The 18,742-nt window shown below is 71.0% G+C and carries 15 protein-coding genes; 8 read left to right on the plus strand and 7 right to left on the minus strand.

Going from position 1 to position 18,742, the window contains the following annotated elements:
- Window positions 1-56: 56 nt before the first annotated feature.
- Window positions 57-1,100 (minus strand): DUF2637 domain-containing protein, encoded by a 1,044-nt coding sequence (locus tag OG381_RS35900; protein WP_327720157.1) that lies wholly within the window; start codon window positions 1,098-1,100, stop codon window positions 57-59.
- Between the two features lie 305 nt (window positions 1,101-1,405).
- Window positions 1,406-2,251, minus strand: a complete 846-nt coding sequence (locus tag OG381_RS35905; RefSeq protein WP_327720158.1) for a (2Fe-2S)-binding protein — start codon at window positions 2,249-2,251, stop codon at window positions 1,406-1,408.
- A gap of 168 nt (window positions 2,252-2,419) precedes the next feature.
- Between OG381_RS35905 and OG381_RS35910 the strand changes: the two genes are divergently transcribed.
- Window positions 2,420-3,283 carry a GntR family transcriptional regulator gene (locus tag OG381_RS35910; RefSeq protein WP_327720159.1) on the plus strand — a complete coding sequence of 288 codons (864 nt, stop codon included), beginning with the start codon at window positions 2,420-2,422 and terminating at the stop codon, window positions 3,281-3,283.
- 204 nt (window positions 3,284-3,487) lie between these two features.
- On the opposite strand, the gene OG381_RS35915 is transcribed toward OG381_RS35910, so the two are convergent.
- Both OG381_RS35915 and OG381_RS35920 read right to left on the minus strand, forming a co-directional pair.
- The gene (locus OG381_RS35915) at window positions 3,488-4,261 is read right to left on the minus strand and encodes a hypothetical protein (protein ID WP_327720160.1); all 774 of its coding nucleotides are present in this window, start codon (window positions 4,259-4,261) and stop codon (window positions 3,488-3,490) included.
- A gap of 127 nt (window positions 4,262-4,388) precedes the next feature.
- A complete protein-coding gene (locus OG381_RS35920) occupies window positions 4,389-6,062 on the minus strand; it encodes a PucR family transcriptional regulator (protein WP_327720161.1) in 1,674 nt (557 codons plus the stop codon).
- 366 nt (window positions 6,063-6,428) lie between these two features.
- Between OG381_RS35920 and OG381_RS35925 the strand changes: the two genes are divergently transcribed.
- The 5 genes from OG381_RS35925 (at window position 6,429) to OG381_RS35945 (ending at window position 13,194) form a co-directional block, all read left to right on the plus strand.
- The gene (locus tag OG381_RS35925) at window positions 6,429-7,319 is read left to right on the plus strand and encodes an FAD binding domain-containing protein (protein WP_327720163.1); all 891 of its coding nucleotides are present in this window, start codon (window positions 6,429-6,431) and stop codon (window positions 7,317-7,319) included.
- Complete coding sequence (locus tag OG381_RS35930) at window positions 7,319-7,921, plus strand: (2Fe-2S)-binding protein (protein ID WP_327720164.1); 603 nt, start codon at window positions 7,319-7,321, stop codon at window positions 7,919-7,921. The genes OG381_RS35925 and OG381_RS35930 overlap by 1 nt, the downstream gene beginning before the upstream one ends.
- 2 nt (window positions 7,922-7,923) lie before the next feature.
- On the plus strand, window positions 7,924-10,320 hold the full coding sequence (locus OG381_RS35935) for a xanthine dehydrogenase family protein molybdopterin-binding subunit (protein WP_327720165.1): 2,397 nt from the start codon (window positions 7,924-7,926) through the stop codon (window positions 10,318-10,320).
- 221 nt (window positions 10,321-10,541) lie between these two features.
- Entirely contained in the window at window positions 10,542-11,999 is a 1,458-nt protein-coding gene (locus OG381_RS35940) for an NCS2 family permease (RefSeq protein ID WP_327720166.1), read from the plus strand.
- A gap of 43 nt (window positions 12,000-12,042) precedes the next feature.
- Complete coding sequence (locus OG381_RS35945) at window positions 12,043-13,194, plus strand: XdhC family protein (protein ID WP_327720167.1); 1,152 nt, start codon at window positions 12,043-12,045, stop codon at window positions 13,192-13,194.
- Between the two features lie 220 nt (window positions 13,195-13,414).
- On the opposite strand, the gene OG381_RS35950 is transcribed toward OG381_RS35945, so the two are convergent.
- Window positions 13,415-13,855, minus strand: a complete 441-nt coding sequence (locus tag OG381_RS35950) for an SRPBCC family protein (protein ID WP_327720168.1) — start codon at window positions 13,853-13,855, stop codon at window positions 13,415-13,417.
- 183 nt (window positions 13,856-14,038) lie between these two features.
- Between OG381_RS35950 and OG381_RS35955 the strand changes: the two genes are divergently transcribed.
- Window positions 14,039-15,052 carry a DUF2278 family protein gene (locus OG381_RS35955; RefSeq protein ID WP_327720169.1) on the plus strand — a complete coding sequence of 338 codons (1,014 nt, stop codon included), beginning with the start codon at window positions 14,039-14,041 and terminating at the stop codon, window positions 15,050-15,052.
- Between the two features lie 134 nt (window positions 15,053-15,186).
- Window positions 15,187-16,401: a cytochrome P450 gene (locus OG381_RS35960; protein ID WP_327720170.1), complete on the plus strand. Its 1,215-nt coding sequence runs from the start codon at window positions 15,187-15,189 to the stop codon at window positions 16,399-16,401.
- A 15-nt stretch (window positions 16,402-16,416) separates the two neighbouring features.
- On the opposite strand, the gene OG381_RS35965 is transcribed toward OG381_RS35960, so the two are convergent.
- Both OG381_RS35965 and OG381_RS35970 read right to left on the minus strand, forming a co-directional pair.
- Window positions 16,417-17,205 (minus strand): polysaccharide deacetylase family protein, encoded by a 789-nt coding sequence (locus tag OG381_RS35965; protein ID WP_327720171.1) that lies wholly within the window; start codon window positions 17,203-17,205, stop codon window positions 16,417-16,419.
- 66 nt (window positions 17,206-17,271) lie between these two features.
- Window positions 17,272-18,720, minus strand: coding sequence for a family 43 glycosylhydrolase (locus OG381_RS35970; RefSeq protein WP_327720172.1), 1,449 nt, complete (start codon window positions 18,718-18,720; stop codon window positions 17,272-17,274).
- Window positions 18,721-18,742 lie beyond the last annotated feature (22 nt).

Here is an 18,742-nt window from a genome sequence, read left to right on the forward strand (position 1 = left end):
GAACGGGAGGGGGGTACGGCGTGCAGCCGTACCCCCCTCCCGTGATGCCCGAAGACTTAGCCGAACTGCTGCTCGAGGTCCTTGAGCTTGCGCTCCAGGGAGTCGAGTCGCGGCAGGGCCATGGTGTCGTCCTCGGCGGTGAGGTCGACGGTGATGGGGTCAGTACCCTTGCGGACGGGCTGCAGGGACGGCCGTGAGCGTACGGGCAGTTGCTCCGGCGTCGATATGGCAGGCTCCGCGGAGACCACGTCGGAGCCCCGCTCCAGAGCCTGGGCCTCGCCCGGTCGGCCGCCACCGCGGCCGATGAATCCGCGGTGACCGCGGCTGATGGCCTTGAGCTGGGCGCGCTCCATGCGCTCCTTGTCGCGGCGGCGCAGCCGGGCGGTCTCCTTCTGGCGCTTGTCCTCGCGGACCTCGTCGACCGCCTCGTCCAGGCTGCGCACGTTCTCCAGCAGCATCAGCGACCAGGCCCTGTAGGTCTCGCGAGGCGCCCGCAGCCAGCGCACGATGCGGATCTGGGGCAGCGGACGCGGCACCAGACCCTGCTCGCGCAGGGCGGCCCGGCGGGTCTGCTTCAGCGCGCGGTCGAAGAGGACGGCCGCCGAGAGGGACATGCCGGCGAAGAAGTGCGGGGCACCCGCGTGGCTGAGGCCCCGGGGCGCGTGCACCCAGTTGAACCAGGCCGCGGCGCCCGCGAACGTCCACACGAGTATCCGGGAGCCGAGGGCCGCGTCACCGTGGCTGGCCTCGCGCACCGCGAGGACGGAGCAGAACATCGCCGCGCCGTCCAGGCCGAACGGCACCAGGTACTGCCAGCCGTTGTCCAGGCCCAGGTTCTGCTCACCGAAGCCGACCAGGCCCTTGAAGGAGAGTGCGGCCGCGACGGCGGCGCAGCAGAAGAGGAGTACATAGGAGGCCGTTCCGTATATGGCTTCCTTGCGCCTGCGGCGCTCCTCGCTGCGCTCCCAGGAGTCCTCGGTCTTCACGTGCTCCCCGGCGGACCGCTTGCCGCGCGCCAGCACCGCTACCGCTGCCAGCATGCCCAGGAGCAGTACGGCGCCCGGAAGCAACCAGTTCAGCGATATGTCGGTCAGTCTCATCTGGGGTCCCTTGCATTGGGATAGGGCGTGTAACGCCCGCCATAGTGGCCCAATCCCACTGGCCCTCAGGGGGTTTCGGGGCAAGAGGCCGCCAAGGAAGTGCAAGGGAATGCCCAGGGCGGCGTTCTGCTCGAACTGCCGCGTGAGGGGCGGGAGTTGAGTTCGAATAAGACTACCCGTACGGGTGGTTCCACGGAAAGTTCCTGCGCCAGGTGAGGAAATTGTGAATCGCCTGTAACCGAGTGGCAGCCCTGTTCGCGGATGATCTTAACGGACGTCCGTTCGCCCGCGCGCCCGAGGGGCCCTCAACTGGCGGCTTCGGCCAGGAGTTTGACGACCCGGTCGACATCGCAGGTGCGCGGGCAGGTGGCGCAGGTGTCCTCGGGCTCCAGCGTGTAGTACATGCAGCAGCTGACCCGGTCCCGGGTGGGCAGCGCCTCGCCGTGCGGTCCCGTCAGCTGCCGGAAGGCCGCCGCGCCGACGTACGGCTTCGTCGAGCCCGGCAGCAGCAGCTCCAGCTCCCGCTGGGCCCGCGCCCGCTCGCTCTCGCCGAACAGCTGGGCGACGTACCAGAGCCCCTCGACGATCTCGTCCGTCACCATGCCCCACAGCGCCCGCCCGCGCCGCCGCATCCGCGGCCCGAACCCGCCGAGCACGGGCTCCAGGTGCTCGGCTATCGCGTCCCGCACCTCGGCCCGCAGTGCCTCCTCGTCGGGGACGACGCGGGCACCCGGCAGTGCGGCGGCGGGATCGCCGGGCAGGCAGGCGAAGGTGCCGGTCCGCACGGCGAAGGCCATCGGCCCCTCGGTCCGGTCGTACGAGACATGCGTCACGGGGAAGCGCGGCACCCGGCGCTCAAGGAACCACGGTGCGGTGATCAGCAGACAGGCGGGCCAGGCGTACCGGTGCAGCCCGAAGCTCGCTATGACGTCCGGGCGTCCGCTGCGCCCGTGGTCCCGCAGCACCTGCGCGTCGTCCCACGCCAGAAAGGCGTCGAGGCCGGCCCCGCCCTCCGCGAGCGAGGCGGCGGTGACCCAGCCGCCGCCCCGGGGGGCCTGGTCGGCACGGTCCAGCTCCGCGACGGTGAATCCCGGGAAAGCCTCGGTCAGACGGCTGTAGGCGTCAGTGAGGGCCGAGGTGCGCACGGTCATGCGGGGTCCACCGATCCAAGACAGTTGTACGACTGTTTTGAAGGTAAGCCTAACCTTACCCAAGATCGCCGGAATGTGAACCAGGGGCTTCTGCGCCTATGGTGCTTGACGGACGAGTAACAACCCGCCGTAATGACCCCAAGTACCGACACGTCCCGAGGAGGACCCGTGAAGCCGAGCGCGCAGGGCTCCACCGGGGTTCCACCGGCGGTACGGGTACCGCAGCAGCTCACGGCGGCACGGGGTGAGCACACGCACGGCGAGCGGCCCGTGCCTCCCGTCGGTGTGGCGCGACCGCGCCCCGAAGGCTGTGTGCCCGAGCCCCGCACCGAGCGCACCCGCACCGACGACGCAGTCGCCCCGCAGGTCCGTGCCGACCGGCCCCCGGCCGAGCCGCCCGTCCGTCCCGTCGTGCAGCGGGCCTCCGTGCGCGGGCAGATCCTCGACGCCCTGCGGACCGCGCTGGTCTCCGGTGAGCTGAGGCCCGGTGAGGTCTACTCGGCGCCCGTTCTCGGTGACCGTTTCGGGGTGTCCGCGACGCCGGTCCGTGAGGCCATGCAGCAGCTCGCGCTGGAGGGTGCCGTCGAGGTCGTGCCCAACCGCGGGTTCCGGGTCGTGGAGCGGGGGGCGCGGGAGCTGGGTGAACTGGCCGAGGTGCGTGCGCTGATCGAGGTGCCGGTGATGCTGCGGCTGGCGCGGACCGTGGCGGTCGAGCGGTGGGCCGAGTTGCGGCCGCTCGCCGAGGCGACGGTGCGGGCCGCGTCGACCGGCAGCCGGGCGGCGTACGCCGAGTCCGACCGCGCCTTCCATCGTGCGGTCCTCGCCCTCGCCGGCAACGACCAGCTCGTCCAGATCGCCGACGACCTCCACCGTCGCGCCCAGTGGCCCCTCGTCGGCGCCCCCGCCTTCCGCGGCCGCGCGGATCTCGTGGCCGACGCGGCGGAACACACCGCGCTGCTGGACGCGTTGATCGCCGGGGACGTGGACGTGGTGCGAGCCCTGGTGGGCGAACACTTCACGGGCGCAAACTGAGGCGTTTCTCGCCCCCGCCGCCCCTACCCGTCCCGTCCCTGGGGGCTGCGCCCCCAGACCCCCGCTTCGGCCCTGAAGGGGCCTCGTCCTCAAACGCCGGACGGGCTGGGTTTCTCAGCCCCTCCGGCGTTTGAGGAGCGGGGGTCCAGGGGGCGGAGCCCTCTGGGATGGGAACGGGTAGGGGCGGCGGGGGCGAAAAAAGCTTCAGGCCGTGGCCGCCGGTGGGGGTGCCAGCTGCTGGGAGAGCCACGTCGGTACGCCGCCCAGCAGACGGAACAGCCGCCGCGCCTCCTCCCGCAACCGGGAGGCCTCCGGCTCGACTTCCGCGTCCGCCAGGGAGGCCAGCGCGGGGGCGGTCCCGACCAGGTACCCCAACTCCTCACGGATCCGCAGGGATTCGGCGAAGCCGTGCCGGGCCTCGGCCAACTCTCCGTCCCGCAGGGCGAGTCCGGCGAGATGACGCCAGGTGAAGGACAGCAGCAGCGGATCGGCATGGGCCACCGCCCCCGCATGCGCCCGCCGATACGCGGCCCGCGCCGACTGCGGCGAACGCGCGAGGTTCTCCGCCACCAACCCCCGCCGGAAGTCCAGCAACGCCCGCCCCACCGCCCCCGGAGGGATCAACGCCGCCGCCCGCCCCAGCGCCGCCCGCGCCTCGTCGGCCCGGTCCCGCACCCCGTGCAGCGTGGCGGCGTACGCAAGGTGCCCGCGTTCACAAGCGGCCGCGCCCCGCTCCTCGTCGGTGTGTGCCAGCGCCTCCGCGGTCCGCAGCGCGTCCTCGGCGTCCTGCCAGCCCTGTTCGGTGTAGAGACAGCGCTCGACCAGCAAGGACGCCCGTTGCAGCGCGACCCCCGCCTCCACCGGCTGGAGCAGCGCGGCCGCGTCGACCCAGCAGGCGCGTGAGCGCAGCCGCCATACCGCGGTCTGGAGTGGATCGTCAGGGGTCGTTCCGTTACCAGACATGGCGGTATACGCCACCTCGCCCTCCCCGGCACACCATTGAGCTGTTGAGTGGTGGCCGCATCTCAGCACGAATTCCGTGGCCCGGCCAAGAGGGTGGGTGAAGGATTTCACAAAGTCGTGGGTTACCTGGCCCCGCCAGGTTTCAGCTCATCCGCAGTGCCAGGAAGAAATCCAGCTTGTCCTCCAGCCTCGACAGGTCACGACTCGTCAACTGCTCGATTCGCCCCACCCGGTAGCGCAGTGTGTTGACGTGCAGGTGGAGACGGGTCGCGCACCGCGTCCACGAGCCGTCGCAGTCGAGGAAGGCCTCGAGGGTCGGGATCAGTTCCGCGCGGTGGCGGCGGTCGTAGTCGCGCAGCGGGTCCAGCAGCCGCGCGGTGAAGGCTCTGCGGACGTCGTCCGGCACGAAGGGGAGCAGCAGGACGTGCGAGGCCAGTTCCTGGTGGCCGGCCGCACAGACCCGGCCCGGCCGCGCCGCCGCCACCCGCCGGGCGTGCCGCGCCTCCTCCAGCGCGCCCCGCAGCCCCTCCGCCGAGTGCACGGCCGCGCTGACGCCCAGCGTGACCCGGCCGTCGTCGTCCAGACCGGCGGCGAGGGGGTCCCGTACGGACTCCAGGAGCACGTCGGCGAGGATCCCCGCCTCCGAGCCGTCGTGCTCGGTCGACACGGCCGGCAGCGGGACGAGCGCGATGGCCTCGTCACCCGTGTGGGCCACGGCGATGCGATCGGAGTGCTCGGGTCCGGCGGACAGCGGGTCGACGAGGATCTCCTCGAGCAGCGACTGGGCGACCGCGCCGCTCTCGATGTCCCCGCCGTCCCACTCGACGCGGGCCACGACGACCTGCCAGTGCGGGGCCGCCCCGAGTCCGGGCAGCAGCACCGGCGCGGCGACCCTGAGACGCGCGGCGATCTCGGCGGGCGCGGCACCCGTCTGGACCAGTTCCAGGACCTCCTGGGCCAGCCGGCGGCGGACGGTGCGCGCCGCGTCCCTGCGGTCCCGTTCGACCGAGATGAGCTGCGTGACGCCCTGGAGCAGGTCCAGGCGCTCCTCGGGCCAGTCCCCGGCGTCCGCCTCGACGGCCAGCAGCCAGTCCGACAGGACCGTCTCGCGCACGTCCCGCGAGGCCTGCGGGGAACGGCCGCTGCTGCGGACCGGGAAGAGCGAGTACGTCGTCGAGCCGAGCGGCAGCCGGTGCGGCCCGCGGCGGCCGGTGCGGGCCGCCGCCAGGTGCTCCGCGGCGAGCTTCGCGCAGATGTCGGCGGGCAGCGCCGGGCCCGTGGTCTTCGAACCCGCGATCAGCCGCCCGGTCGGCGAGAGCACCCACGCCCGCAGGTCCAGGTCCGAGCCCAGCAGGTCCAGGACCACGTCCGGGCCGCCGCCCGCCGGACCCGAGGTCATCATCCTGCGGTGCCGTTCCACGACCGCCGCGAGGTCTCCGGCGCGCTCGCCCGACACCTGCCGCACGACATGCTCGGTGATCGTCGCGAACGCCACCGACTCGTGCACCGCGAACAGCGGGAGCCGGTTGCGGGCACAGGCCAGCACGAGGTCGTCCGGCACAGCGCCCAGCTCGGCCTCACCGGCGGCCAGCGCGGCCACCCCTGCCTGCACCAGGATCCGTACGAACGCCTCGGAGTCCTCGGCGTCCCGGCGCCAGGCCAGGCCCGTCAGGACCAGTTCCCCGCCCGAGAGATAGCGGCTCGGGTCACGGAGGTCGGTGGTCATCACACCCCGCACGGTGCGATCCAGCTCGTCCTCGCCGCCGAGCAGCCGCAGGCCCAGCGCGTCGGTGTCCAGCAGTGCGCGCAGCCGCATTCTCGTCGCCGCCGATCTTTGTCTCGAAACCTACGATGAACTATGAGGGTCTTGTGGGGTCGGAGGCCCGTCAGGTGGACCGGGGGCACGTCTCCCGGTCGTCCGGGCTGTGTCCCAGGTCACGCCCACTGTGTCGCGCGTTTCCCCAGGAAAACATGGAGGTTACTGAGGCCCTCCGTTCATACGAATCTACAAGATGCCTGCCCCGACCAGCCAACTCCTTCAGAGTTTCCGTGACTGACCCCGTCGGAGCACACCGCTGTGTACTGAGCCCACTCCGCGTAAACAGCACATGAACGAGCCGGTCCCGCCGCACACGGTTTGGCTCGATCCGTACGACTCACGAGACGCAGAAGAGAGCCGGTCATGGACTTCCTTCGCCCCGCCAGCTGGGAGGAGGCGCTCGCCGCCAAGGCTGAGCACCCCACCGCTGTGCCCATTGCGGGCGGCACCGATGTGATGGTCGAGATCAACTTCGACCACCGGCGGCCCGAGTACCTGCTCGACCTGAACCGGATCACCGACCTCACCGAGTGGGAGGTCGGCGAGGAGAGTGTCCGGCTGGGTGCCTCCGTCCCGTACACCGCGATCATGGAGAACCTGCGCGGCGAGCTCCCGGGCCTGGCGCTCGCCTCGCACACGGTCGCCTCCCCGCAGATCCGCAACCGCGGCGGCGTCGGCGGCAACCTCGGCACCGCCTCCCCGGCCGGCGACGCCCACCCCGCCCTCCTGGCGGCAGGCGCCGAGGTCGAGGTCGAGTCGGTGCGCGGCTCGCGCCTGATCCCGATCGACGCGTTCTACACCGGCGTGAAGCGCAACGCGCTCGCCGCCGACGAGCTGATCCGCGCGGTCCACATCAAGAAGGCCGACGGCCCGCAGCAGTACTCGAAGGTCGGTACGCGCAACGCCATGGTCATCGCCGTGTGCGCCTTCGGCCTCGCGCTGCACCCCGAGACCCGCACCGTCCGCACCGGCATCGGTTCGGCGGCCCCCACCCCCGTCCGGGCCAAGGCCGCGGAGGAGTTCCTGAACGCGGCGCTCGCGGAGGGCGGCTTCTGGGACAACGGGAAGATCATCACCCCGTCGGTCGCCAAGCAGTTCGCGGACCTGTGCTCCGGCGCCTGCAACCCGATCGACGACGTCCGGGGCACGGCGAGCTACCGCCGCCACGCGGTCGGCATCATGGCCCGCCGCACGCTGACCTGGGCCTGGGAGTCCTACCGCGGCACCGCCGCTCGCACGGAGGGAGTCGCGTAATGCGCGTCAATTTCACGGTCAACGGCCGTCCGCAGGAAGCCGACGACGTCTGGGAGGGCGAGAGCCTGCTCTACGTCCTGCGCGAGCGCCTGGGCCTGCCCGGCTCCAAGAACGCCTGCGAGCAGGGTGAGTGCGGCTCCTGCACGGTCCGCCTGGACGGCGTGCCGGTGTGCTCGTGCCTGGTCGCCGCCGGTCAGGTCGAGGGTCGCGAGGTCGTCACCGTCGAGGGCCTGGCGGACTTCGCCAAGCAGCGCGCCGAGCACGGCGGTTGCGCCTCCGGTGCCTGCGGTACGTCGGGCAAGTCGGGCACCTCCGTCCAGGAGGCCCAGCAGTGGGCCGCCAAGGGCCAGGACTCGCACACCGGCGAGGGCACCGAACTCGCCCCGATCCAGCAGGCGTTCATCGACGCCGGAGCCGTCCAGTGCGGCTTCTGCACCCCGGGTCTGCTGGTCGCCGCCGACGAGATGCTCGAGCGCAACCCCAACCCGACCGACGCGGACATCCGCGAGGCGCTGTCGGGCAACCTGTGCCGCTGCACCGGCTACGAGAAGATCATGGACGCGGTCCGCCTCGCGGCCGCCCGGCAGGGAGAGGCGGTCTGACCATGCCTACGAAACCCACCAGCGGCGCGCCCACCAAGATCACCCAGGGTTCGCAGACCAAGGGCGGCATCGGCGAGTCCACGCTGCGCCCGGACGGCACCCTCAAGGTCACCGGCGAGTTCGCGTACTCGTCCGACATGTGGCACGAGGACATGCTCTGGGGCCAGATCCTGCGCTCCACCGTCGCGCACGCAGAGATCGTGTCCATCGACACGAGCGAAGCCCTCGCGACGGCGGGCGTCTACGCCGTCATGACGTACGACGACCTGCCCACGGACGTACGCAACTACGGCCTGGAGATCCAGGACACCCCGGTGCTCGCGCACGGCAAGGTCCGCCACCACGGCGAGCCGGTCGCGATCGTCGCCGCCGACCACCCGGAGACCGCGCGCCGCGCGGCCGCCAAGATCAAGGTCGAGTACCGCGAACTACCCGTCATCACCGACGAGGCCTCCGCGACCGCCCCGGACGCGATCCTCGTCCACGAGGGCCGCGACGACCACCACATCGGCCATGTCCCGCACCCGAACATCGTGCACCGCCAGCCGATCCTCCGCGGCAACGCCGAAGAGGCCGCGAAGCGCGCCGACTTCGTCGTCAGGGGCGAGTACACCTTCGGCATGCAGGACCAGGCCTTCCTCGGCCCCGAGTCCGGTCTCGCGGTGCCGGACGAGGACGGTGGCGTCCACCTCTACATCGCCACCCAGTGGCTGCACAGCGACCTCAAGCAGATCGCCCCGGTCCTCGGCCTGCCCGAGAGCAAGGTCCGGATGACGCTCTCCGGCGTCGGCGGCGCCTTCGGCGGCCGCGAGGACCTCTCGATGCAGATCCACGCCTGTCTGCTGGCGATGCGGACCGGCAAGCCGGTCAAGATCGTCTACAACCGCTTCGAGTCCTTCTTCGGGCACGTCCACCGCCACCCGGCCAAGCTCACCTACGAGCACGGGGCGACGAAGGACGGCAAGCTCACCCACGTGAAGTGCCGCATCGTCCTGGACGGCGGCGCCTACGCCTCCGCCTCCCCGGCGGTCGTCGGCAACGCCTCCTCGCTGTCGATCGGCCCGTACGTGGTCGACGACGTCGACATCGAGGCCATCGCCCTCTACTCCAACAACCCGCCCTGCGGCGCCATGCGCGGCTTCGGCGCGGTCCAGGCGTGCTTCGCCTACGAGGCGCAGATGGACAAGCTGGCCGACGCGGTCGGCATGGACCGGGTGGAGTTCCGTCAGCTCAACGCGATGGAGCAGGGCACGATCATGCCGACCGGCCAGCCGGTCGACTCGCCCGCCCCGGTCGCCGAACTCCTGCGCCGCGTCAAGGCGATGCCGATGCCGCCGGAGCAGCAGTGGCTCGCGGCCGGCGAGGCCGCCGACGTACGCCAGCTGCCGGGCGGTCTGTCCAACACCACGCACGGCGAAGGCGTCGTCCGCGGTGTCGGCTACGCGGTCGGCATCAAGAACGTCGGCTTCTCCGAGGGCTTCGACGACTACTCCACCGCCAAGGTGCGCATGGACGTCATCGCCGGCGAGCCGGTCGCGACCGTGCACACCGCGATGGCGGAGGTCGGCCAGGGCGGTGTCACCGTCCACGCGCAGATCGCCCGCACCGAGCTGGGGGTCACCCAGGTGACCATCCACCCGGCCGACACCCAGGTGGGCAGCGCCGGTTCGACGTCCGCGTCGCGTCAGACGTACGTCACCGGCGGGGCCGTGAAGAACTCCTGCGAGCTGGTCCGGGAGAAGGTCCTGGAGATCGGCCGCCGCAAGTTCGGCTCCTACCACCCCGCCTGGGCCACCGCCGAACTGCTCCTGGAGGGCGGCAAGGTCGTCACCGACGGCGGCGAGGTCCTCGCGGACCTGGTCGACGTCCTCGAGGGCGAGAGCGTCGAGGTCGAGGCGGAGTGGCGGCACCGTCCGACCGAGGCCTTCGACCTGCGCACCGGACAGGGCTTCGGCCACGTCCAGTACTCCTTCGCGGCCCACCGTGCCGTCGTCGAGGTCGACACCGAGCTCGGCCTGGTCAAGGTGATCGAGCTGGCCTGCGCCCAGGACGTCGGCAAGGCGCTCAACCCGCTGTCGGTCGTCGGCCAGATCCAGGGCGGCACGCTCCAGGGCATGGGCATCGCCGTCATGGAGGAGATCGTCGTCGACCCCAAGACCGCGAAGGTCAGGAACCCCTCCTTCACGGACTACCTCCTCCCCACCATCCTCGACACGCCGAGCATCCCCGTCGACGTGCTCGAACTCGCTGACGACCACGCCCCCTACGGGCTCCGCGGCATCGGCGAGGCCCCCACCCTGTCGTCCACCCCGGCCGTCCTCGCGGCGATCCGGAACGCGACCGGGCTGGAGCTCGACCGCACGCCGGTACGTCCCGAACACCTCACGGGAACGGCGTAGCAAAGCTCTCCGGGCGGCGCGCGGGAACGTCACACTTCACCGCGCCGCCCGGAGCACCAGGTCCCGCACCGCTCGCGGCACCTGGAGCATGTCCCAGTACCAGATCTGATCGTTCGTCTCGGGCCGTCCCCCGGGTCGTGCGGCCGAAGCACCTTCCCAAATCCCGTAGCCGCAGCAGCGGTTGGTACGGGTGCCCCTGTGAACCTTGGGAGTAGGCCCACATGACCCAGCAGTCACTGGAGCCGGAGACCGTCGCCGACGACGCGGGAGAAGGCACCCGCGTCCCGGCCGGACGGTCCTGGCTCGACCGGTACTTTCACATATCCAGGCGGGGATCCACGGTCGCGCGCGAGGTGCGCGGCGGTACGACCACCTTCATGGCGATGGCGTACATCCTGCTGCTCAACCCCCTGATCCTGTCCGGAAAGGACGCGGCCGGGGACACCCTCGCCCCGCAGGCCCTCATCACCGCGACCGCGTTCGCGGCGGCCTTCTCCACGCTGCTGATGGGCTTCTTCGGCAAGGTGCCGCTCGCCCTCGCCGCCGGTCTCTCCGTCTCCGGCGTCCTGGCCTCCCAGGTCGCCCCCGCGATGACCTGGCCGCAGGCCATGGGCATGTGCGTGATGTACGGCGTGGTCATCATGCTGCTGGTCGTCACCGGCCTCCGCGAGATGATCATGAACGCGATCCCGCTCGCCCTCAAGCACGCGATCACCATGGGCATCGGCCTCTTCGTCGCCCTGATCGGCTTCTACAAGGCCGGCTTCGTGCACCAGGGCGAGGCGACCCCGGTGACGCTCGGCCCGGCGGGTGAACTCGCGGGCTGGCCCGTGCTGTTGTTCGCGGTGACACTGCTCGCGATCTTCATGCTCCAGGCGCGCGGTGTCCCCGGCGCGATCCTGCTCGGCATCGTCGGCGGCACGGTCCTGGCCGTGGTACTCAACGCCCTCGACGTCATCGACCCCGGGCAGTGGGCGAGCGGTGCTCCCGAACTCCACGGCAGCGCGGTCTCGATGCCGGACTTCTCGATCTTCGGCAACGTCGAGTTCGGCGGCTGGGGCGAGGTCGGCGCGATGACGGTCGGCATGATCGTCTTCACGCTCGTCCTGGCCGGGTTCTTCGACGCGATGGCCACCATCATCGGCGTCGGCACGGAGGCCGAGCTGGCCGACGAGCAGGGCCGGATGCCGGGCCTGTCGAAGGCCCTCTTCATCGACGGCGCCGGCGGCGCGATCGGTGGCGTCGCGGGTGCCTCGGGCCAGACGGTGTTCGTGGAGTCGGCGACGGGCGTGGGCGAGGGTGCCCGTACGGGCCTCTCCTCGGTCGTCACCGGCCTGTTCTTCGCGGCCTGTCTGTTCTTCACCCCGCTGACGGCGATCGTCCCGGGCGAGGTCGCGGCGGCGGCCCTGGTGGTCATCGGCGCGATGATGATGATGAACGCGCGCCACGTCGACTGGGCGGACCGCGCGACGGCGATCCCGGTCTTCCTGACCGTCGTCATCATGCCGTTCACCTACTCGATCACGGCGGGCGTCGCCGCGGGCGTCATCTCGTACGTGGCGATCAAGGTCGCCCAGAGCAAGGCGCGGGAGATCGGGGCCTTCATGTGGGCCCTGACACTGATCTTCTTCGTCTATTTCGCCCTCAGTCCCATTGAGAGCTGGATGGGCGTGCACTAGCCGCCCTGTTGCCTACGACCGCTGTTGTGAAGGAGACCGAGAGATGCTGGACATCGCCGAAGAGCTGCACCGGTGGGTCGAGCAGGGACGCGACTTCGCCGTGGCCACCGTCGTGGCCGTCGGTGGCAGCGCCCCTCGCCAGCCCGGCGCCGCCCTCGCGGTCGACGCCGACGGCACGGCGATCGGCTCGGTCTCCGGCGGTTGTGTGGAGGGCGCGGTGTACGAGCTGTGCCAACAGGCGCTTGAGGACGGCGAGACGGTCCTGGAGCGCTTCGGCTACAGCGACGACGACGCCTTCGCGGTCGGTCTGACCTGCGGCGGCGTCATCGACATCCTGGTCACGCCGGTACGGGCGGGCGACCCAGTCCGTCCGGTGGTGGCGGCGGCGCTGGCCGCGGCCTCGTCGGGTGAGGCGGCGGCGCTCGCCCGGATCGTGTCGGGCCCGTCGGACCTGCTGGGCCGTGTGCTGCTGGTCCGCCCGGACGGCTCGTACGACGGCGGCTACGGCGGCCACCCGGAACTGGACCGCACGGTCGCGGCCGAGGCCGGCGCCTTCCTGGACGCGGGCCGCACGGGCACCCTGGAGATCGGCGAACAGGGCTCCCGCTGCGGGGCCCCGCTGACCGTCCTGGTCGAGTCCTCGGTCCCGGCGCCTCGGATGATCGTCTTCGGTGCGATCGACTTCGCGTCGGCGCTGGTGCGGGTGGGGAAGTTCCTGGGCTACCACGTCACGGTGTGCGACGCGCGACCGGTCTTCGCGACGGCGGCCCGCTTCCCGGACGCGGACGAGATCGTCGTCGAGTGGCCCCACACGTACCTGGAGCGCACGGACGTCGACGCCCGCACGGTCCTGTGCGTCCTGACCCACGACGCGAAGTTCGACATACCCCTGCTCCGGCTGGCCCTCCGTCTGCCGGTCGCCTACGTCGGCGCGATGGGCTCCCGCCGCACGCACCTGGACCGCAATGAGCGGTTGCGCGAAGTCGGCGTGACGGAAATGGAGTTGGCTCGGCTGCGGTCGCCCATCGGCCTGGATCTGGGCGCCCGCACACCGGAGGAGACGGCCCTGTCGATCGGGGCGGAGATCGTCGCCAACCGGCGTGGGGGGAGCGGGGTCTCCCTGACGGGGGCGCATACGCCGATCCACCATGACGCGACGTCGGTGGGGGTGGGGCGGATCGGGTCGGTGGCCTGAAGGGGTGGTTCTCGCCCCCGCCGCCCCTACCCGTCCCGTCCCTGGGGGCTGCGCCCCCAGACCCCCGCTTCGGCCCTGAAGGGGCCTCGTCCTCAAACGCCGGACGGGCTGGGTTTCTCAGCCCCTCCGGCGTTTGAGGAGCGGGGGTCCAGGGGGCGGAGCCCCCTGGGATGGGAATGGGTAGGGGCAGCGGGGGCGAAAACCGCTCGGCGCGCACTCGTCACCCCCACCGCAACAGCCGATTCACCGCCCGCCCGAACACATACCCGGCCACCCGCCGCACCACCGGATCCATCACCCCGGGCAGAAACCGGAACCCCAGCTCCTCCCGCCACACCACCCGACTGCGCCCACCCGGCCCGGGACCGACCTCGATCTCGGCCCAGCCGGTCACCACGCGCCCCCGTTTCTCCAGCCGGCACAGCCCGCCCGCCCCGGACACCGGCGGCCGCCACACCGTGACCTCCATACGGTCGTCGAAGGTGAACGGCCCGACCCCCGAGCGGGCCACGAAGACGGTGCCCACACCCGTCGGCCCCGCGGTCTCCACCGTGACGCGGGTCAGCGGGACCACTTCGCCATGGCGGCGCCACAGCGTGAGGCGGCGCCAGGCCTCGTCGGGCGGAAGCGGTGCCGTGCGTTCGAGGAGGAAGTTGACCACGCGACGATCTTAGGGAACCCTGCCGGCTCAGCACCGTATTCATACCCGGCTCACATACTTGGCCCCCTCGGCGGTCGTCGGACGGGCGTACCCCCGGCGAACCCGCCCCGCGCGAAGGCCCGCAACCCCTACGATTCCGACCATGGGTGGGCATTCCGCCCGCCCCAGGGGGAGTTGGTCACCATGCCACTGAAGGCATACGGCGTACTGATCACACGGGCGGTCGACACCCGGCGCGAGGGCGCCGTCGACACCCCGCACTACCAGATCCATCTGACCGACGATCAGAACATCCACTACCGCGCCGCCGTCAACGTGCTGTCCCAGGAGCGGCCCTCGGAGCTGCTCTACCTCGTCGACGAGGACTTCCGGCACCCGGTCACGGCTCGGCTCGCGGGACTCGGCAGCGGCTGGAACCCCCTGCCGCCCGGCCCCGGCGGCCCCAACCTCGACTTCGTGCGCGGCAACCTCTTCGACCCGGCGACGATGCGCACCCTGCCCCCGGACGCCCCCGGTGCCGACGACGACCTGGCCGACATCCTCGATCACTACGTACGGCGTGCCGTCGCGGACCCGGACGCCCGGCTGTACGTCTTCGGCGAGCGCTTCGGGCCCGAACCCCGCGTCAAGGACAAGGTGTTCGGCTTCCTGCCCGGCAACGGCATCCACGACATCCACATGAACCAGGGCAACAGCCGGAAGTTCCGTGGCGACGACGGTGTCTGGCAGGACGGCGGGATCCTCGTCCACTTCCCGGGCCAGGACCGCTGGGTGGGGATCTTCCTCGCCTTCCAGAGCCAGGCCTGGCACACGGACGATGTCACCGGCCACGCCCTGGAGGACGTCGAGGGCAACCGGCCCGAGCCGGACAGCCTGCCTGTCCGGATCGTCGCGGCGCTCGTCAACCCGCGCGGCCCCGCACCCGAGGCGGAGACGGTCACCCTGCTCAACGCCTCGCCCGACCCCGTCGACCTCACCGACTGGCGCATCGGGGACCGGTTGGGCCAGAAGTCGCCGGTGCCGGGCGGTCCGCTCGCCCCCGGCGCCTGTCTCGTCGTCCCGCTCGGCGCGAGCGGCGCCCGACTCGGCAACCACGGCGGCGAGATCACCCTCCTCGACGCCAAGGGGCTCAAGGCGCACGGCGTTTCGTACACGAAGGACCAGGCGGCACGGGAGGGATGGTCGGTCGTCTTCTGACGGGATGCACGGGGGTGTGCGGGGTGAACGGAGCGACAGGCGCGGCCCGTTGACGTCCTGGCGTCTATCGCATCCCTACACCCGTGCGGCACCATGAGCGCGACCTCGCACCGCCAGCGGCCGGAGGGCGTCCCGTGGACCGTGAACTGCTGGGGAGACGTGATGAGTTGCAGCGCGATCCCTATCCGCACTACGAGCGGGCGCGGCAGGCCGACGGGCTGACGTACCTGGACGAGCTGGACGCCTGGCTGGTCGCCCGGGACGCCGATGTGCGGGAAGTCCTGCGCAGGCCCGAGGACTTCTCGTCGGCCAACGCGCTCATCCCGGACGTGCTGCCCTCGCCCGCCGCGCTCACCGTCCTCGGCGGCGGCTTCGGCGGGCGGCCCGTCGTCGTCACCTCCGACGGCGCCCGGCATCAGGAACTGCGCGCGCCGATCGTCCGCGGGCTCTCGCAGGCGCGGGTGGCCACCGTCCTGCCGTACGCCGCCGGGCGCGCCATCGAGCTGGTCGAGGAGTTCGCCGAGGACGGCGAGGTCGAGCTGATGTCGGCGTACGCCGGAAAGCTTCCCGGTGACGTCATCGGCCGTGTCGTCGGCCTCGATCCCGAGGACGTGCCCGGCGTCGTGCACGGCGGTCATCGTGCCGAGGAGCTGCTGTTCCGTCCGCTGGAGGAGGCCGAGCAGGTCGCCGCCGCCGAGGACGTCGTCGCGATGCAGCACACGCTGGACCGGTGTGTGCGGGAACGGCACGCCGAGCCCCGTGAGGACCTGTGCACGGAGCTCGTCGGCGCCGTCGCCGGGCCTGGTGAGCTCACCCTGGAGCACCGGCACGAGCTCGTCGCCCACCTTCAGAACCTGCTGATCGCCGGGCATCTCACGACCACTGCGCTCATCGGGACGACGGTCCTGCATCTGCTGCGGCACCGGGAGCAGTGGGAGCTGCTGTGCGCCGAGCCGGAGCGGATACCGGCGGCGGTCGAGGAGGCCGCCCGCTACGACAGCGCCTTGCAGGGCTTCCGCCGGGTCACCACCGGCCCGGTCACGGTCGGCGGGACCGAACTCCCGCCCGGGGCGACGGTGTTCGTGGCGTTCGGCGGCGCCAACCGGGACGCCGCCCGCCATCCGCGCCCCGACGCGTTCGACATCACCCGCGCTCCGGGCCGCCATCTCGCCTTCGGGTTCGGTGTGCACGGCTGCCCCGGCTCCCAGCTCGCCCGGGAGCAACTGCGGCTCACTCTGGAGGAGTTGACCCGGCGGCTGCCCGGGCTGCGACTGGCGGACGACCGGCCGGTCGAGATGCGGCCCACGATGATCCACCGCTCCCCGTACCGTCTGCGCCTCACCTGGTGAAGGCCCCGCAGGGCCTCAGCGGTACACCTTCCCCGGCTCGGCCTTCCCGGGGGCCAGCAACTGCGGCACGGTCACGAAGACGTACCCGCGCGCCTTCAGCGCGTCGATGATCCCGGGCACGGCCGGCACGGTGCCGTCGTAGAGGTCGTGGAGCAGGATGATCCCGTCGCGGGACACCTGGTCGAGCACGCGCTTCCGGATCAGCGCGGAGTCGTTCGTCTTGTAGTCCTTGGCGGTCACGCTCCACAACACCTCCGCCATGCCCAGCTCACGGCAGATCTCGTGGACGGTGTCGTCCGTCCGGCCCTGCGGCGGGCGCATGAGCGTCGGTCTCTGCCCGGTGAGCCGCTCTATCTCCCTGTTGGGGTGCTCCAGTTCCTCGCGTATCTCCTCGGACGTCAGCTTCGTCAGGATCTTGTGGTCCCAGGTGTGGCTGGCCACCTCGTGGCCCTCGTCGGCCATGCGTCCGACGAGCTCCGGGTACTTCTCGATGTGCCGTTTGCCGAGGAGGAAGAAGGTCGCCGGGACCTGTTTCTCCTTGAGGATGTCGAGCAGCCGGGCGGAGTGCTCGCTGGGCCCGGCGTCGAAGGTGAGCGCGACGCACTTGGCGTGGCGGCAGTCGACGGTCCCGAACGGGGCCGTCCGGGCGGTTTCCGCGGCCTGGTTCCGAGCGGTGCTGGGCGCGGTCGTGTCGAGCGATCCGCAGCCGGTCAGCGACAGCGCCAAGGACGCTGCCGCCGCCGACATCAGCGCCGCTCGGAACCTGTTCCCCGTTTTGTTCATCTTGTTGGTCGCAGAAGGCATGCCGGGACTATACATAGCGATTATACATGCAGTGTATAGTCTATTCGATCATGCCTTCGGGGCCGCCTACTGGGCGTAGAAGGTGGCGTCCGCCCGGTCCGTGGAGGTGCTCACTGCCTGCACGTACAGCAGGTAGTCGTAGTGCCGCACATACCGGCCGGCGTAGTTGTACGACTCGTAGGAGACCCCCGCCGAGTCGGCCAGCCCGGCCCGCCGGTAGAAGCTGGCGGACGAGGCGAAGGCCGAGGTGCCGTCGTTCTTCTCCACCCACACCTCGAAGTTCTTGTGCCGCAGGAAGTACCCGGGGAAGTTGGCCGACTCCAGGGAGACCGTGCCGGTGCCGGCGAGGCCGGTGACGACCCGGAACTGCGAGTCGGCGAGCGGCGAGACGTTCGCCTCGATGCGGGCCCGGTACTCCCAGTGCCGGATGAAGCGGTCCGCGAAGTTGTACGACGACAGGCGCTGCGGGGTGACCCCGTCGGCGACCGGGATGCCGAAGTCGGGGGTGCCGTCGGACTTCCAGTACACCTTCTGCACCCGGGTGCGGCGGTTCGGGTCGTTCAGCGGGTCACCGGTGATGTCCTTGTAGCTGCGGTCGTGGTAGACGAGGATGTCCGACTTGCCGTCCTCGGAGACGGTGAAGGAGTTGTGGCCCGGGCCGTACTGCGAGGTCGCCGCGCTCGTCTGGAAGACCGGCGTCGGACTCTTCGTCCAGGAGGCCGGGTTGGTGAGGTCGGCGGTCGCCGACGCGGTCAGCATCCCCAGGCAGTAGTTGGCGTCGGTGGCGCTCGCCGAGTACGTCATGAAGACCTTGGAGCCGTGCTGGATCAGCGCCGGACCCTCGTTGACCTTGTAGCCGACGGTCTCCCACGACAGCGTCGGCTGCGAGAGCTCCGCCGGAGTCCCGCTGATCGTCCAGGGGTTGGACATCTTCGCGATGAACAGGCTGGTGTTGTTGTTCTCCGACGGGTTGCGCTGCGCCCACGCCAGATAGCGCACACCGTTCACGACGAAGGTGGTCGCGTCCAGCGAGAAGCTCTCCCAGGTCGTCTTGATCTGGCCCTTCTCGGCCCAGGTCGCGGTGAGCGGATTGGCGCCGGTGCCCTCCAGGACGTACATCCGGATCGCCCACACATCACTGGTGGACCCGGCGGCGAAGTACACGTACCACTTGCCGTCGATGAAGTGGATCTCCGGAGCCCAGATGTGCGCGCCCATCGCCCCGCTGGTGTGCTTGGTCCAGATGGTGACCTCGGCGGCCGTCGACAGCCCCTGGATGGTGGTCGCGCGGCGCAGCACGATGCGGTCGTACTCGGGGACCGTCGCGGTGAAGTAGTAGTAGCCGTCGGTGTGTTTGAAGATGTGCGGGTCGGCCCGCTTCTCCGCGATCGGGTTGGTGTAGGTCACTGCGGGGGAGTCGGGCACGGCGGCCTGGGCGGGGGAGCCCGGGCCGACGAGGCAGGCCGCGAGTGCGACCAGCATCGCCAGCAGCAGGCGAACGGCGTTGCGTCTCAAGGGAGTTCTCCAGGAATGACGA

This window comes from Streptomyces sp. NBC_00490 (genome assembly GCF_036013645.1).
Lineage (GTDB): Bacteria > Actinomycetota > Actinomycetes > Streptomycetales > Streptomycetaceae > Streptomyces > Streptomyces canus_F.